This window comes from Bradyrhizobium sp. Kon58 (assembly GCF_055807455.1).
Genome location: NZ_JBVVOT010000031.1, coordinates 46,339 through 61,355, shown reverse-complemented (window position 1 = coordinate 61,355; position 15,017 = coordinate 46,339). Strand labels below are relative to the sequence as shown.

At 62.8% G+C, this 15,017-nt stretch carries 14 protein-coding genes; 10 read left to right on the top strand and 4 right to left on the bottom strand.

What is annotated here, in order from left to right; all coding sequences use genetic code 11:
- Positions 1-33 precede the first annotated feature (33 nt).
- From AC0L20_RS32920 to AC0L20_RS32905, 4 genes are all read left to right on the top strand, one after another.
- Entirely contained in the window at positions 34-462 is a 429-nt protein-coding gene (locus tag AC0L20_RS32920) for a GNAT family N-acetyltransferase (protein ID WP_473294695.1), read from the top strand.
- A 237-nt stretch (positions 463-699) separates the two neighbouring features.
- Positions 700-1,968 carry a CaiB/BaiF CoA transferase family protein gene (locus AC0L20_RS32915; RefSeq protein WP_473294694.1) on the top strand — a complete coding sequence of 423 codons (1,269 nt, stop codon included), beginning with the start codon at positions 700-702 and terminating at the stop codon, positions 1,966-1,968.
- A 188-nt stretch (positions 1,969-2,156) separates the two neighbouring features.
- A complete protein-coding gene (locus AC0L20_RS32910; protein WP_473294693.1) occupies positions 2,157-3,386 on the top strand; it encodes an acyl-CoA dehydrogenase family protein in 1,230 nt (409 codons plus the stop codon).
- Between the two features lie 9 nt (positions 3,387-3,395).
- The gene (locus AC0L20_RS32905) at positions 3,396-3,941 is read left to right on the top strand and encodes a flavin reductase family protein (RefSeq protein ID WP_247290439.1); all 546 of its coding nucleotides are present in this window, start codon (positions 3,396-3,398) and stop codon (positions 3,939-3,941) included.
- A gap of 25 nt (positions 3,942-3,966) precedes the next feature.
- Here the strand turns inward: AC0L20_RS32905 and AC0L20_RS32900 are convergent, their stop codons facing one another.
- On the bottom strand, positions 3,967-4,938 hold the full coding sequence (locus AC0L20_RS32900; protein WP_473294692.1) for an NAD(P)-dependent oxidoreductase: 972 nt from the start codon (positions 4,936-4,938) through the stop codon (positions 3,967-3,969).
- Positions 4,939-5,059: 121 nt separating this feature from the next.
- Between AC0L20_RS32900 and AC0L20_RS32895 the strand changes: the two genes are divergently transcribed.
- The 6 genes from AC0L20_RS32895 (at position 5,060) to AC0L20_RS32870 (ending at position 11,414) form a co-directional block, all read left to right on the top strand.
- Positions 5,060-6,043 carry an ABC transporter substrate-binding protein gene (locus AC0L20_RS32895; RefSeq protein WP_473294691.1) on the top strand — a complete coding sequence of 328 codons (984 nt, stop codon included), beginning with the start codon at positions 5,060-5,062 and terminating at the stop codon, positions 6,041-6,043.
- A 78-nt stretch (positions 6,044-6,121) separates the two neighbouring features.
- Positions 6,122-7,816, top strand: a complete 1,695-nt coding sequence (gene ilvD / locus AC0L20_RS32890) for a dihydroxy-acid dehydratase (protein ID WP_473294690.1) — start codon at positions 6,122-6,124, stop codon at positions 7,814-7,816.
- Positions 7,817-7,937: 121 nt separating this feature from the next.
- Positions 7,938-8,783, top strand: coding sequence for an ABC transporter ATP-binding protein (locus tag AC0L20_RS32885; protein WP_473294689.1), 846 nt, complete (start codon positions 7,938-7,940; stop codon positions 8,781-8,783).
- Positions 8,780-9,565 (top strand): ABC transporter permease, encoded by a 786-nt coding sequence (locus tag AC0L20_RS32880; protein ID WP_473294688.1) that lies wholly within the window; start codon positions 8,780-8,782, stop codon positions 9,563-9,565. Before AC0L20_RS32885 ends, AC0L20_RS32880 begins: the two co-directional genes overlap by 4 nt.
- A complete protein-coding gene (locus tag AC0L20_RS32875; RefSeq protein ID WP_027519277.1) occupies positions 9,562-10,329 on the top strand; it encodes an ABC transporter permease in 768 nt (255 codons plus the stop codon). Before AC0L20_RS32880 ends, AC0L20_RS32875 begins: the two co-directional genes overlap by 4 nt.
- 38 nt (positions 10,330-10,367) lie before the next feature.
- On the top strand, positions 10,368-11,414 hold the full coding sequence (locus AC0L20_RS32870; RefSeq protein WP_456768932.1) for a 2,5-dihydroxypyridine 5,6-dioxygenase NicX family protein: 1,047 nt from the start codon (positions 10,368-10,370) through the stop codon (positions 11,412-11,414).
- Here AC0L20_RS32870 and AC0L20_RS32865 read toward each other — a convergent pair.
- The 3 genes from AC0L20_RS32865 to AC0L20_RS32855 are packed head-to-tail and all read right to left on the bottom strand — an operon-like array spanning position 11,411 to position 15,015.
- Positions 11,411-12,403, bottom strand: coding sequence for a 3-hydroxybutyryl-CoA dehydrogenase (locus AC0L20_RS32865; protein WP_473294687.1), 993 nt, complete (start codon positions 12,401-12,403; stop codon positions 11,411-11,413). The genes AC0L20_RS32870 and AC0L20_RS32865 overlap by 4 nt on opposite strands.
- A gap of 3 nt (positions 12,404-12,406) precedes the next feature.
- A complete protein-coding gene (locus AC0L20_RS32860) occupies positions 12,407-13,495 on the bottom strand; it encodes an NAD/NADP octopine/nopaline dehydrogenase family protein (protein ID WP_473294686.1) in 1,089 nt (362 codons plus the stop codon).
- Positions 13,492-15,015, bottom strand: coding sequence for a class I adenylate-forming enzyme family protein (locus AC0L20_RS32855; protein ID WP_473294685.1), 1,524 nt, complete (start codon positions 15,013-15,015; stop codon positions 13,492-13,494). The genes AC0L20_RS32860 and AC0L20_RS32855 overlap by 4 nt, the downstream gene beginning before the upstream one ends.
- Between the last annotated feature and the right edge of the window lie 2 nt (positions 15,016-15,017).

Sequence of the window (15,017 nt, the reverse complement as noted above, 5' to 3'; positions counted from 1 at the left end):
CACTCACGTCGTCCTTCGCCGACGGACCGTCTCATGTACAGAATTCGCATCGTGGATGCATCCGATGACGACATCGCCGATACATTGGCCGACCTTCACCGGTTGACGTTCTTCGATGCGGCTCTCTTGTCACAATTCGAGTTAGGGGCGTGGTGGCTTGCCTATCACGGCGATGAGCCAGTAGCCTTCGCCGGTGTCGTGCCGTCAACGCACATTCGAAATGGCGGTAATTTCTCCAGGGTCGGTGTGTTGCAGCGGCACCGGGGACGTGACCTCCAGTGCAGGCTGATGCGGGTGATCGAGGCAAGGGCACGGCGTATCGGGTGGGACAGCATCGTCTCGGATACGACGGACAATCCGGTGTCCGCCAATAATTTCATCCGGGCGGGCTATCGGCTCTTTGAACCCCATGTGCCCTGGGCTTGGGCCCATACGCTTTACTGGCGAAAGCGGCTTCGCTGAGCGAATGGAGCCAGGTTTCCCGTGGTACGGAACGCAATTCCCGCAACGTAAAAATGGCTCGCGCGAGATGAAGCGCAACACCGAACGTCCAAGGGCCCGGCAGCTTGACAGCTGCCGGGCCCTTTTTGCGTATTGAAGCGATGCGGGCGAAGGACTTGCGAAGTCAGCGGTGCCGGGCTTTAAGTTTGCTCCTGCGGGAATTCGGCAACGATAAACCGATGTAAGGGAGCGCCGTCGATGCCCACCAAGCCTCAATTGCCGGAACGTTCGTCGCGGGCGACGGGGGCGCCTACCGCGCTCGACGGTCTGCTGGTCGTCGATTTCACGCGTGTGGTTGCCGGCCCGGCTTGTACGCAGACGCTTGCTGATTTCGGCGCGCACGTCATCAAGATCGAGAATCCGGACGGAGGCGATGACACGCGTGCGTATGAACACGCCGAGATCGGTGGAGAGAGTGCCGCTTATCTGAGTCTCAATCGCAACAAGCGTGGCATCACGCTCGACCTTACCGTGCCGGAGGCTCGTGAGATCGCGCTGGATTTGATTCGCAAGGCGGACGTGGTCGTCGAGAACTTCTCCAGCGGAGTCATGAAGAAATTTGGGCTGGACTATGAAACAGTTGCGCCGCTCAATCCGCGGCTAGTCTATTGCTCGATCTCCGCCTACGGGCGCACCGGACCGTTTGCCTCGCGTCCCGGCTTTGATCCGATCACGCAGGCGGAAAGCGGCTTCATGTCGCTCAACGGATTTGCCGATGGTCCGGCGGTTCGCACCGGCCCGCCCATCGTGGACATGGCGACGGGGATGTCTGCCTGCAACGCCATCCTAATGGCGCTGCTGGCGCGGGATCGGCTCGGTCGCGGCCAGCATGTTGAGGTCGCCTTGTTCGACATCGCGATGGGGATGACGGGCTTCTACGGCATGGCTTATCTGATCAACGGCGAGAACCCTGGGCGGTTTGGTAACTCGCCGAGCGGGTCTCCTACTGTCGGCGTCTACGAGGCCTCCGATGGGCCGCTCTACATCGCGTGTGCCAATGACCGGCTCTATCGCAGATTGGTCGTCGAGGTGCTGAACAGGCCCGATCTCATCACCGACCCGCAGTTTGCCTCGCGCAAGGCGCGTTCCGAGAACAAGGAGCTTCTGCGGGCAGCCATCGCGGAGGTCTTCGCGAGCGATACTCTCGAGAACTGGATGACCAAGATGAAGCTGGCCAATATCCCGGTCGGCTATCTGCGGACGGTCGAGGAGGGGTTCAATGCACCGGAGGCGCGAGCGCGCCATCGCTTGAACCGGATTCCACATCGTACGGCAGAGTGGGTCCCGAACATCGAGCCGCCGATTGCCATGAGCTTGACCGGCCCGATTGATCCTGTGGCTGCTCCATTGCTGGGCGAGCACACGGAGCAGGTCTTGCGGGACACCCTCGGTTACGACGAGCGTCGGATATCCCAGTTCACCCAAAAGGGCGTCTTTGGCTCGGGCAAACCCTCGACGTCTGGCTGAGCCTGAGGGTTGAGTCCTGCAGGCCAGCCTCGCGCGGGTGGTGGATCACGGTTTGGCAATGCCGCCATCTTCGCGGCTTCGTATCTTCCCGGGCAGCCCGGGTTCAGGCGACCATACCCGGACAGCGCTGCCTCAGCTTGATTTGGCAAGGGTCTCGCCGCATAAATGTGTGAAAGCGAGGGATACGAATGGCGCCTGGTCAAGAGCCGAGCGTGGGCCGGCCCGGAGGGGCGCAATTCGATGAGCCTGCCCATGCGGCAATTGTCGCGAAGGCCCGCGCGCTCGTCCCACGGCTGCGAGAGCGGGCGGCGCGGACGGAGGAGTTGCGGCATCTGCCGCCCGAAACCGAGATGGATCTGCACGACGCCGGCCTGTTCCGAATGCTTCAGCCGAAGCGCATTGGCGGCGCAGAACTCGATTATGTCGCCCTGATCGATTGCGCGGACCTGCTCGGACAGGCGGACGCCTCGGTGGCATGGAATCTGGCCAATCTGGCGAGCCATCATTGGATGCTCGGCATGTTCGAGCCGACGGCGCAGGAGCTGGTCTGGGGCCGTGACCCGGACGCGCTGATCGCGTCCTCGTTCATTTTTCCCGCCGGACGTGCCAAGAGAGTCGAGGGCGGATACCGGCTCCATGGCAGCTGGCCGTTCTCCTCGGGCGTTGCCTCCTGCGCATGGAACATGCTTGCGAGCGTGGTCTACTCCGACGATGAGGCAGACGGCATCGAATATCGGATATTTCTGCTGCCGAAAGCCGACTACAAGGTCCTCGACACCTGGAATGTCGCGGGGCTCCGCGGGACAGGGTCCTGCGACGTGGAGGTTAGGGACGCTTTCGTGCCCGACGATATGACGGTCGCGGTCGGCGATCTTGACGGCGGTCCGACGCCGGGAAGCAAGCTCAATCCCAACCCGCTGTATGCGCTCCCGGTGTTCTCGCTATTTCCCTACGTCCTCTCTGGCGTCGCGCTGGGGAACGCGCAGGCGTGTCTCGACGATTATGCGGAGGTCGTCCGTCATCGCATTTCCACCTACAATCACGCCAGGCTGAGCGACTTTCAAAGCACCCAGATCAAGATCGCGGAGGCGTCGGCGAAGATCGACGCTGCACGCCTGATCATGCGCTCGGCCTGTCTGAATGCCATGGAGGATGCAAGGCGGGGTCATCTCCCCGATATGGCGATCAAGACCAGATATCGGCGCGACGGCGCCTTTTCAGTGAACTTCTGTACGGATGCGGTGTCGACGCTGTTTGCCGCGAGCGGAGCACGGGGCCTGTTCACGACGGGCGCGTTGCAGCGGCAGTTCCGCGATGCGCACGCGATCAATTCGCATCTCGCGTTCAATTTCGATGCAGCCGGGACCAACTATGGACGAGTGGCGTTAGGCCTGCCGTCCGAGAATCTCACGCTGTGAGGCCGGCCGATGAATGATCTGCCGAAGCAGCCGGCCGTTCCCGATCCGGCCAACGAACTCGCGAGCGACAACTCGCCGATCGATCCCCGTGATTTCCGCAGTGCGCTCGGCACCTACGCCACGGGGGTGACGATCATCACAGCCGCTGCGCCTGACGGCAAGCCCTATGGCCTGACGTGCAATTCGTTTGCCTCGGTATCGCTGAATCCGCCGCTGGTTCTTTGGAGCCTGGTCGTCTATTCCTCTAGTCTGACCATCTTCCAGAACGCCAGTCATTTCACGGTCAACGTTCTTGGCGTTTCGCAACAGGCGCTTGCGAGCAAATTCGCCAAGTCGTCTGATGACAAGTTCACCGGTGTCGACTGGACGCCGGGCCTCGGCAACGCGCCGGTGCTCGCCGAGAGCGTCGCCAATTTTCAATGCCGCTCGGTCAATCGCTATTACGGCGGCGACCACGTGATCTTTCTCGGTGCGGTCGAGGCCTATACTTACAATGCGAAGGAGCCGCTACTCTTCGCGCGCGGCGCGTTCGGCCGATTTCTCGCCGACGGCTAGCGCAAGCAGTCACTGCAAGCGTGCTTCAGTTCGCGCTCGACGGTTCACCGCTCCCCGCCGAAAGCTTGTAGATTTCGAGCGCATCCGCATCCGCGCCTCGCGCGGCCTTGGCGAGCCTGAAAAGTTGTCCGGCAAGCGAGGCCATGGGCACCGGCGTCGACGTCGTCTGCGCGACATCGGCGATCGTGTCGAGGTCCTTGAGCATTGTCGCAATGTGACCAAGCGGCGGTGAGTGAATGCCCTGAACCATTCGCGGCACGAATAGCTGCAACGGAATGGAGTCCGCGAAGCCGCCGGCGAGTGCTTCGGGCAAGCGGTTGGCATCGATTCCGGCGTTCACTGCAAGGCGTGTTGCCTCCGCAAGAACAGCCATCGCGCATCCGACGATCACCTGGTTGCACAGCTTTGTGGTCTGCCCCGCACCGGTCGGGCCCATGTGGGTGAACCTGCGTGCCATGGCCAGCACGTAGGGGCGGACCCGCTCGATATCGCCGGCTTTTCCGCCGGCCATGATGGCAAGCGTGCCTTCCTCGGCGCCCTTGGTACCACCGGACACCGGCGCATCGATCCAGCCCGCGCCGTTCGCAGCTAACAATCGCATTGCAAGGTCCCGTGCGGCATCGGGATGGATGGACGAGAAGTCGACCACGAGCTTACCCGCGCCGGGCGCAGTTGAGATGCTCTCGGGCCCGAAGATCACCTCTTCCACGGCAGCCACATCCGTCACGCACATGAAAACGATGTCCGAGCTCTCCATCAAGTCGCGTGGGCTGGCTGCGCGCCTGGCACCGGCTTCGACGAGCGCGGCCATCTTTCCTTCCGAACGGTTCCAGACAGTCACCTGATGGCCGGCGTTGAGCAGGCGCCGGCTCATCGGTGTCCCCATCAGCCCAAGGCCGAGATAGCCGAGCCGCTCGGCGCCTTGCGGGTTTGTCTTGCTTGCCTCAGCCATAGGTTGCCTCCATCTGACGCTGCGCGACGCTGCATCACCATACATGGCGAATCCCACGACGAAACCGCCCGGCCTGCATGGCTTGCTTGATTGTTTGAACCATGAAACATTTGCCGCGGTCGGGTTGGATGGCGCCGGTCGGCGCCTGGGCAGCGGAGTGGGCACGATGCGAACCGTTTCGAAGTGGATCCTGGCTTTGGGGGCGGCAGCGGCCGTGAGCGCGAGCGCGGGCCCGTCATGGGCGCAGCAGACAATTCGCGTCGGCTGGACGATTCCGGCCGAGGAATCCAAATACTGGATGATGCGACGCCCGGCTGAGTTTCCCAATATCGGCAAGACCTACAACATCGAATGGACCCAGTTTCAGGGCACCGCTCCGATGACGCAGGCCTTGGCGGCCGGCGCGCTGGATTGCGCGATCCAGGCGCCGCTGTCGCTCGCCAACGGCGTGGTTGGCGGCAACCTCAAAGCCTACATCGTGGCGCAGCACGTCTTCGAAAAGGCTGGTGGTTTCTCGGTCTACTGGGCTGTCATGGACGACTCCCCGATCAAGACGATCGCCGATCTCAAAGGCAAGACGGTCGGGATCTCCGTGATCGGCGGCGGCACCCAGGGCCCGTTCAATCTGTTGCTGAAGCAGAATGGCATCGATCCGGCCAAGGACATCAAGCTGGTCGAGGTGGGCTTTGCCGTCTCCGAAGATGCGTTGCGGCAGGGCCGCGTCGATGCGGTCAACATGAACCAGCCGTTTGCCGCGCGCGCGGAGGCAAAGGGTGGCACGCGCAAACTGTTCTCGCTGTCGCAGGCGATGCCCAACATCGTGCACATCCTGGAAGCCTGCCGTGCCGATTTCGTCGACAAGAACCCGGAACTGGTCAAGGCTTACGTGCGTGACATTACCTCCGGCATGAAGAAAGCTCTGGCGAACCGCGAAGAGACGTTGAAAGTCGTCAACGAAGTCCTGAAGGCACCTATTCCGGTTCTCGAGACCTATCTGCTCAAGGACAATGATTTCGGCCGCGATCCTGGTGCGGCACCGAATTTCCCCGCGATCCAGAAGATGCTGGACATCTACGCGGAGACGGGGATGCTGCCAAAATTGGATGTCGCCCAATTCAAGCATTCGACGATTGTCGCTCCGCTGCAATAGGCGATCGAGCGAATGAGCCGAGCGAGAAGGTCGCGGCGTCCAGGATGATCCGGGACGTTGCATGAAGAAGATGCACGTATGAAGAAGCTCCGATCTCGGATCACGACGGATGGCCTCGACCGCGCCCCGCACCGCGCGTTCATGCGCGCCATGGGGCTCGACGACGCTGCGATTGCCAAGCCGATGGTGGGCGTCGTCAGCATGAAGGGCGAACAGACACCCTGCAACATGACGCACGACTTTCAGGTCGCCGCGGCCAAGACCGGAATCGAGGAGGCCGGCGGCACGCCGCGCGAGTTTTCGACCGTATCGGTTTCCGACGGTATCAGCATGAATCACGAGGGGATGAAGTTCTCCCTTTTTTCGCGGGAGCTGATTGCCGACTCGATCGAAGCCGTCGTCCATGGTCTCGCCTACGATGCACTGATCGGATACGGCGGATGCGACAAGACGCTTCCCGGCGTGATGATGGGCATGGTCCGCTGTAACGTGCCGGCTATTTTCATCTATGGCGGCAGCGCGCTACCGGGCCGCGTGGACGGGCGGACCCTGACCGTGCTCGACTCCTATGAGGCTGTCGGCAGCTTCATGACCGGAGAGATCGACGGCGCCACGCTCGAGCGGATTGAGCGGGCCTGCCTGCCGACCATCGGCGCGTGCGCCGGCCAATTCACTGCTAACACCATGGGGATGGTCTCGGAGGCGATGGGCCTCACCATTCCTAACGTGTCGATGGTGCCGGGTGTCTATGCCGAACGCGCGCAGATATCCAGGCGGGCCGGGCGCCTCGTCATGGAAATGCTGGAGCGCGGCGGGCCTTTGCCGCGCGACATCGTGACGCGGAAATCGCTGGAAAACGGTGCGGCAATCGTAGCCGCCACGGGCGGTTCGACCAATGCTGCGCTGCATCTGCCGGCGATCGCGAACGAGGCCGGCATCGCATTCACGATCGATGATGTCGGCGAGGTTTTTGCCAGGACGCCGCTGATCGGAAACCTGCGGCCTGGAGGCAAATATACGGCGAAAGATGTCTACGATATCGGCGGCGCCGCCGTGGTGATCAGGGAGCTGATCCAGAGCGGGCATATCGATGGCAGTTGCCTGTCGATCACAGGCCGTACGCTTGCCGAAGAATATGGCGCCGCCAACGCTCCTGACGGAGAGGTCGTTTACGCGACTTGCGCGCCGATCATGCCAGATGGCGGCGTCGCTGTGCTGAAGGGAAACCTCTGTCCCGACGGCGCGGTCATCAAGGTCGCGGGCCTGAAGAGTCAGTTCTTTGAAGGCGTGGCGCGCGTTTTCGAAGACGAGGAGGCCTGCGTCGCTGCGGTTCGTGATCGCACCTATCAGGCGGGCGAGGTTCTCGTGATCCGAAATGAGGGGCCGGTGGGCGGCCCCGGCATGCGCGAGATGCTCGGCGTCACCGCGCTGATCTATGGACAAGGCATGGGCGAGAAGGTGGCCCTGATCACGGATGGACGCTTCTCTGGCGCCACGCGCGGAATGTGCATCGGCTATGTGTCTCCCGAGGCCTTCGTCGGCGGTCCGCTGGCGCTGGTTCGCGATGGCGACAGGATCCGGATCGATGCTGCGAACCGGCGGATGGATATGCTGGTCGACGAGCAGGAACTCGCTGCTCGCCGGCACGATTGGAAGCCGCGTCCGCCTCGTCACCGCGCCGGGGCGCTGGCGAAATATGCGCGATTGGTTGGCCAGGCACCGGGCGGTGCCGTGACGCATGAGGGGCCCGCAGAATGGCCCTGGTTCGGATGATACGGCGCACCTGCCCGAAAACAGCCAATGGTCTGGCAAGTTTCTTGCTAAGCTCGCGTCGCTGACGAAGGATGTTCAGCAAGCCTGTTGCGCAGGTTTCGCGCGAATGAAGTGAGACGGGATGAAGGTAGTGCCTTCGAGATCGAGCGAATGGGTGAGACCGGTGACGCCGCAAAAACCGGCTTCTGCAATCATCGAGATCGAGAGCGTCTCGCAGGTATTTCAGACCTCGGCGCGCAAGGACCATGTGGCGCTATCGGACATCTCGCTGGCAATCGAGGAGGGAGCCTTCGTCTCCATCCTTGGTCCGTCCGGCTGCGGCAAGTCGACATTGCTTTACGTCGTCGGCGGCTTCGTCAGCCCGACCAGCGGCTCAGCAAGGATCAGGGGACGGACGATCACGGGACCAGGGCCGGATCGCGGCCCGGTATTTCAGGAATTCGCGTTGTTTCCGTGGAAGACCGTGCTTGGCAATGTGATGTATGGCCCTCGCCAGCAGGGCGTGCGCACCACCGAGGCGGAAGCACAGAGCCGGGCCTTGATCGAAATGGTCGGGCTCAAGGGCTATGAGAACTTCTATCCCAAGGAGCTGTCCGGCGGCATGAAGCAGCGCGTAGCGCTGGCTCGAACGCTGGCTTACCATCCTGAGGTTCTGTTGATGGACGAGCCGTTCGGCGCGCTCGATGCTCACACGCGAACGCGGCTGCAGAACGATCTGTTGAATATCTGGGAGCGTGATCGCAAGACGGTGCTGTTCGTCACGCATTCTGTGGACGAAGCGGTTTTCCTGTCAGACAAGGTCGTGATGATGTCGAAGTCTCCCGGCCGCATCCGCGAGGTTATCGACATCGATCTGCCGCGGCCGCGCCGCCGCAGCGAGCTGCTGCTCGATCCACGCTACCAGAAATACGTTGTCGATATCGAGCGGATGTTCGACGAGACCGACCCTGTCGGGTCTCCGTCATGATGTCGCCCGCCGCCCTGGCGAGACGTGCTGCCCCGGTGCTTGCCTGCATCGGATTGCTCGCGATCTGGCAGGCGGCGTCCCTCGCGTTGAAGAATGACAGCTTTCCGACGGCGATCGAAGCAATTCGTGCAATCCCGGACATTCTCGGGGACAAGGAATCACTGATCAACATCCTGGCCTCGCTCCGCCGCATGGCGATCGGGTTCGCGGTCGCGGTGCTGGTTTCGATTCCGCTCGGCCTGTTGATGGGCCGCAGCCGGGCCGTCGCGGCGTTCTTCAATCCACTCCTGATGGTGATCTACCCGGTGCCGAAGGCCGCCTTGATGCCGATCATCATGCTGTGGCTCGGCGTCGGCGACATCACGAAGACGCTGGTGATCTTCCTCGGTGTCAGCCTGCCCGTGATCTATCACAGCTTCGAGGGCGCCAAGGCGGTGGAAGAGAAGATGCTATGGTCGGGCGCCGCGATGGGGCTTTCGCCTGCGCAACGGCTGGTCCGGATCGTACTGCCGGCGGCGCTTCCAGAAATTCTAACCGGTTGCCGCACCGGACTCGTGCTGGCGCTGATCACGATGATCACCAGCGAGATGATCGCCCGTCAGTCCGGCGCCGGTAACATCTTGTTCAACGCCCTCGACATGGGCCAATACGACACCGTGTTCGCGATGATCATCATCGTCGGCGCGATGGGAATATGCCTGGATGCGATCTTCGAGCGGGTCCGCGCAAGGCTGGTGCGCTGGTCTGAACCGCAGTTCGACATGCCGCTGAGCTTTTCATGATGCCGCAGCTTCGCTCCACCAGCATCATCCTCGGGCTCGCGCCGATCGTGCTGGTGATCGCGCTGTGGCAAGGCCTTGTATCATTTGGCTTCGCGCCTGCGGTCTTGCTGCCGCCGCCGGGATACGTCTTCAGTAGGCTGCTTCAGCAACTCCTGACGTGGACGTTCCAGCAGGAGATCGCGGCGACTCTGATCCGGCTGTTTGCCGGTTTTGCGATTGCGGTCGTGCTCGGTGTCAGCATCGGCATCGCCGCTGCCGCCAATCCGGCTATCAACGCCGTGGTTCGGCCGATCGTTCGCGTGCTTGCACCCTTGCCAAAGGTCGCGCTCTATCCAGCATTGCTGCTGCTGCTCGGCTTCGGTCACGGATCGAAGATTACGCTGGTGGCGGCGGATGCACTCTTTCCCATTCTGTTGTCTACCTATTACGGCGCGTCAACGGTGGAGCAGAAGCTGATCTGGTCGGCCATGGCGGCGGGAACGCCGCGCTATGAGATCCTGTTCAAGGTGGTGCTGCCTGCCGCGATGCCGTCGATTCTGACCGGTTGCCGGATCGGCCTTGTCATTTCCTGCATCGTGGTGTTTCTGGCGGAGATGATCACGTCGAGCGACGGGCTCGGACATGTCCTCGTCACGGCGGCTCGGACCTTTCAGGCCGTCGATATGTTCGTGCCGCTGATCACGATCTCGCTGCTGGGCCTGATCCTCAATGGCCTGCTGGGGGCAGTGCGCGCGTACCTGCTGCGGGGCTTCCCCGAAGCATGAACTGACGAAGAAGAAACAGGAAAGACCGGGAGTAGACCATGCTGGCTGATCGCATCGAGGCAAAATGGATCGACGCATTTTGCGAGATTTTCGAGCGATGCGCCGTCAAGGCCGGCGATACTGCGGCGATCCTCTCGGAAACCCAGTCACGTGCGTTGAATGTTCATCTGGCGGAGCTCGCGCTGCTGCGGATGGGCGCGCGACCGTTTCACGTGGTCATGCCGACCCCGCGTAACCGGAATATCGTTCCTGTTCGCTCGACAGGGGCGAGCGAGGCGATCCAGCGGCTCGGCCCGGTCATCACTGCGCTTCAACAAGCCGGCTTTGTGGTGGATTGCACCATAGAGGGACTGATGCATGCGGTGGAGACACCCGAGATCCTCAAAGCCGGCGCGCGCATCCTGGTGATCTCCAACGAGCATCCCGAAGCGCTGGAGCGGATGGTGCCGGATTCCGCGCTCGAGAAGCGCGTTCGCGCGGCGGCGAAGATGCTGCGCGGGACCAAGCGGATGCGGGTGACGTCAAAAGCCGGCACGGCGCTCGACGTCGATATGGTCGGCGCGTCCACGGTCGGCGTGTGGGGGTGGACGGACAAGCCCGGTACGCTGGCGCATTGGCCCGGCGGCATCGTCGTCAGCTTCCCCAAGAGCGGAACGATCAACGGCACGCTGGTGATGGCGCCCGGCGACATCAACCTGACCTTCAAGCGTTACCTGACCTCGCCGGTGAAGATGACGCTGAAGGACGATTATGTCGTCGAGCTGGAAGGCGAGGGCACGGATGCCGCAATGATGCGTGCCTATCTTGCCGCCTGGGGCGATCGGGAAGCCTATGCGGTGTCGCATGTCGGCTTCGGCATGAATCCCGGCGCGCGCTACGAGGCACTGTCGATGTATGACCAGCGCGACACCAACGGCACGGAAATTCGCGCCGTCTCCGGCAACTTCCTGTTCTCGACCGGTGCCAACGAATTCGCCGGCCGTTACACGGCGGGCCATTTCGATCTGCCGATGATGGGGACGACGATCGAGCTCGACGGCATTGCGGTGGTGCGCGAAGGGGTGCTGCAGGACGTCTTCGGCTAACCGCGATCGAGCACTGGTGGCCGCGCCAGGTCAAAGTGCCGAAGCAAATCGACCATGGCCTGAAGCCGTTTTGCCCGATAGGCGTCGATGTCCATACCTGAATAATCGAGAAAGCCTGCGCCCGTTCGCAGGCCGATCCGGCCCTCCTGCATGTTCCGCGAAATGACCTCCGGCGCACGATAGCGGTCGCTGCCGAGTGCGCCTTCGAGATAGCGGCTGGCGTAGTACAAAATGTCGCCGCCACCCCAGTCGATGAATTCGAGCAGCCCGAGCACGGCGTAGCGGAAGCCGAAGCCGTAGCGGATCGCCTTGTCAATCTCCTCGGCGCTGGCGACGCCTTCCTCGACCATGCGCGCGGCCTCGTTCATCGCCAGCGCCTGGATGCGCGGAACGATGAATCCGGGCGTCGCCGCGCAGACCACCGGGACCTTGCCGATGCCTTCGAGTAGCGCCTTGACCGCCTCGACGATGCCTGGATCGGTGGCCTTACCGGGCGAAATCTCCACAAGCGGAATCAGATAGGCTGGATTGAGCCAATGCACATTGAGGAAACGGCGGGGATTCACGATCGCGCCTGAGAGGTCGTCGACCAGGATGGTCGACGTGGTCGATGCGATGATCGTATCTGGGCCGACTTGTTGTGAGGCCGCCCCCAGCACATCCCGCTTGAGCTCGACGATCTCGGGGACCCCTTCGAAGACTATTCCAGCATTGGACAGTGCCGCATCGCTCTGGCTGGCCGGCACCACCGAGACCCGCGCGATGAGCGGGTCGACATCCGACTCGGTCAGTAGTCCCAGCTTCGACAGGCTGGCAAAGGTCTTCCTGATTTCGCCGAGCGCATCTGCCTCCAGCCTCGCGAAATCTTCGGCTGGACGGGCCTTGATGTCGATCATCGTGACCATATGCCCCGCGTAGGCGAACGCGACGGCGATGCCGCGGCCCATGCGGCCGGCCCCGAGACAGGCGATGGTGGTTCGGCTGGTCATCGGTCAAAATCCCCCGCGAAGAAGCGTCTGCAAAGCGGCCTTGTCGAGATTGCCGAGGCCCAGCGTCTCGAGGGTTCGGCCGCCTTGCGTAAAATCCTCACCGCAGATTGCACCACCGATGGCCAGAAATCCTTTGGCCAGCGGCGTAGCCACGCCCGCCAGGCCGGCGACGGAGACCAGCAGCGATAGCCCAAGCCGCAAATCCTCTCTCATGTAGCGATGCTCGGTCAGCACGATCCGCTCGCGCCAGTCGCCGGAATCGGTCAGCCGGTCATGCGAGCCGCGGCCGTACATCCAGATCTCGCCTTCCTTGGCATAATGATGGGCGAGCGGAAAATGCGGTGCGCCATATCCGAGCGCCTCACGCACGGCCATTCGTTCGGAGTCGAGCGCGTCGGTGACCCGGCGAATCGCGGCTTGCGTTCCTTCCTTGTGGATGTCCCACTTCTCGAAATGCTCGATCGGACCTGCATTCATTACGATCAGCGGCGGATGGATGATCGGGCCTGCGTTCATCAGTGCGCCGGAGAGAGCATCTCCGCACGGCTCGATTGCGCCGGGGAAAGCCTGTCCAATCACTTCAAGTGCGCGCGGCGCTTGATCAAGCGGGAAAACGCCGACCGGCAGTCGCTTGGCGCGGATGGTGATCGCGACCTCGAACGGGCCGTGCTTGCGGGTCAGCCAAGGCAAGGTCCCGGTTTCGGCAAAGCACGCCTTGGCGCGGTTGCCGGCATCCCGCGCGGCCTGGGCGAAGATCATCGAGCCGAACGTGGCCGGCGGCAGAAACACGACCTGTCCGTCCCGCAGATGTGGAGCAAGCAGGCGCGCAATATCAGGCTGCGCGAAGGCGGGGGCGGGGCACAGGATCAGCTCTGCGCCGTTGACGGCCTCGGCGATATCGGTCGTGACCAGCGCCAGTTTCACGTCGTGACGGCGGTTATGATCCTTCACCAGGATGTGCGAGCCGGCGGCGCGATGTGCTGCGACCTGATCCGCGTCGCGGCGCCAGAGCCGGACCTCATGTCCCGACAGCGCAAAATCGCCCGCGGCCGCGAAAGAGCCGTTCCCCCCACCCAGAACCGCAATCTTCAAGATGCTTCTCCTTGCGTGCGCGATTGCGCATCAAGCTGCTTCAGCAGGAAATGCTGGACCTTGCCCAGCGCTGTGCGCGGCAGGTCGGTGACGAAAACGACGTCGCGCGGAACCTTGTAGCGGGCGAGTTGGGCCTGAAGATGTATTTTCAATGCGTCTGCTTCGAGCCGACAGCCGGATCGCGGGATCACGTAGGCGATGGGCACCTCGTCCCAGCGTGGATCGGGCCGGCCGATCACAGCGCATTCGCTGACATCGGGATGTTCCAGCAGGACGCGTTCGACCTCCGCCGGATAGATGTTCTCGCCGCCGGAAATGATCATGTTCTTCTTGCGGTCGCGCACCCAGAAATAGCCGTCCGCGTCGCACAGGCCGATATCGCCGGTACGATACCAGCCGTCGTGCAGCGCATCGCGCGTGGCGTCCGCATTGCCCCAATATTCGAAGAACACGTTGGGGCCGCGCACCGCGATCTCCCCCGGTGCGCCCGCCGGCACCTCGTTGCCGGCGTGATCGATCACTTTCGCTTCGCAGCACAGTCCGGCAAGTCCGGTCGATCCCGCGCGCGAAAGATCGCCACCAAGCCGGGTGTAGACTGCGATGGGACAAGTTTCCGTCGAGCCGTAGACCTGAAGCACGGGTACGCCGCGCGCTACGAAGCGGTCGATCAGATGCGGCGGCACGATGGTCGAGCCGGTCGCGACGGCTTTGAGTGACGAAAGGTCGGTCGTGGGCCAGGCGGGATGCTCGCTCACCGCCTGGATGATCGCCGGCACCATCACGCTCAAGGTCGGCCGTTCCCGTTCGATGGCTGCAAGCGCGGTGTCCGGCGTGAAGCGTGCGTGAACCGTGACCGTCGCGCCCAGCTGGAGCGCCGCCGTGGTCTGGATGTTGAGGCCACCGACGTGGAAGAACGGTAGCAGCGTCAGCACATGGTCATCGGACGTCATGTTGTGCATGTGCTGACTCATGACGCCGTTCCAGAACAGCGCCTCCTGGCGCAACACCGCGCCTTTTGGCCGTCCGGTCGTTCCCGACGTGTAGACAATGAGGAGCGGGCAGGAGAGATCGGTGTGCGGGTTGCGGCCGGTGCCCCGGCTTCGAGCCAACAGGTTTTCGAACGTCGTGCCGCGGGGCGGCTCGAAATCGAGCCCGACGATTGCGGTTCCCTCAAGCTCGGCAAGTACCCCCTCAAATGCCTGCTCGAGCACCAGGACCTTGGCGCCGGCATCGTTGAGGATGAAAAGCTGCTCGGCGACAGCGAGCCGCCAGTTCAGGGGCACCAGCATCGCGCCGAGCCGCGCGCAGGCATAGAGCAGAACCAGATAGTCCGGCCGGTTCAGGCTGAGGATCGCAACGCGGTCGCCCCTGACGACGCCGAGCTCCTGCTTCAACGTCGCCGCCGTCCGCTCGATGCGTGCAGCGAATGCCGCATAGCTCAACCGTTCGCCCTCGAAGGCGATGGCTGTCTTGTCTGGCGCGAACGCCGCGTTGCGATCGATCAGACTGCAGAGGTCCACCG